Annotated in this window: 2 protein-coding genes; both read right to left on the bottom strand. The window is 63.8% G+C overall.

Annotated features, from left to right (window positions below; all coding sequences use genetic code 11):
* A partial coding sequence (gene mraW / locus AC3IFE_RS01555) for a 16S rRNA (cytosine(1402)-N(4))-methyltransferase (protein WP_489189388.1) occupies nucleotides 1–127 on the bottom strand: 127 nt, incomplete at its 3' end.
* Nucleotides 128–150: 23 nt separating this feature from the next.
* Nucleotides 151–575 (bottom strand): division/cell wall cluster transcriptional repressor MraZ (mraZ, locus tag AC3IFE_RS01550; protein WP_489189387.1); only part of this gene is annotated, 425 nt, incomplete at its 5' end.

The following is a 575-nucleotide window of genomic DNA, read 5'->3' as shown; positions in this document are numbered from 1 at the left end:
CGAGCACCGCGCGACTATGGCCGCCACGCCCGAACGTGCCGTCGACATACACGCCGTCCGGCCGCGTGACGAGCGACTCGACCGCCTCGTCCAGCAATACGGTCCGATGCTGCAATTCGTTTCCCATCGCGGGCGTCTCCGTCACCGCAATCAGAACGTGAAATTCTTCAGCGCGTCGGGCATGCCCTGCGCCATCGCTGCCTGCTCCTTCGCGTTGTAGGTCTGCGAATCCCACAGCTCGAAGTGACTACCCATTCCCAACAACATGACTTCCTTTTCCAGTCCGGCTGCCATGCGCAGCTCGGGCGATACGAGAATCCGGCCCGCGCTGTCGAGATCGACATCCATCGCATTGCCGAGAAAAATTCGCCGCCACCAGTGCGCGTCCATCGGCAGCGCGGCGATCTTGGCGCGGAACACGTCCCATTCGGGGCGCGGAAACAGCAACAGGCAGCCGTCCGGGTGCTTGGTCACAGTCACCCGTCCTTCTGCCTGTCCTTGCAGCGCTTCGCGATAGCGAGCCGGCACCGACATCCGCCCTTTCGCATCGAGCGTCAGCGCCGACGCCCCTTGGA

Source organism: Burkholderia sp. APQ4-4ca, from assembly GCF_057837105.1.
The sequence above is the reverse complement of the archived record's forward strand: the minus strand, read 5'-3'. Positions and strand labels throughout refer to the sequence as shown.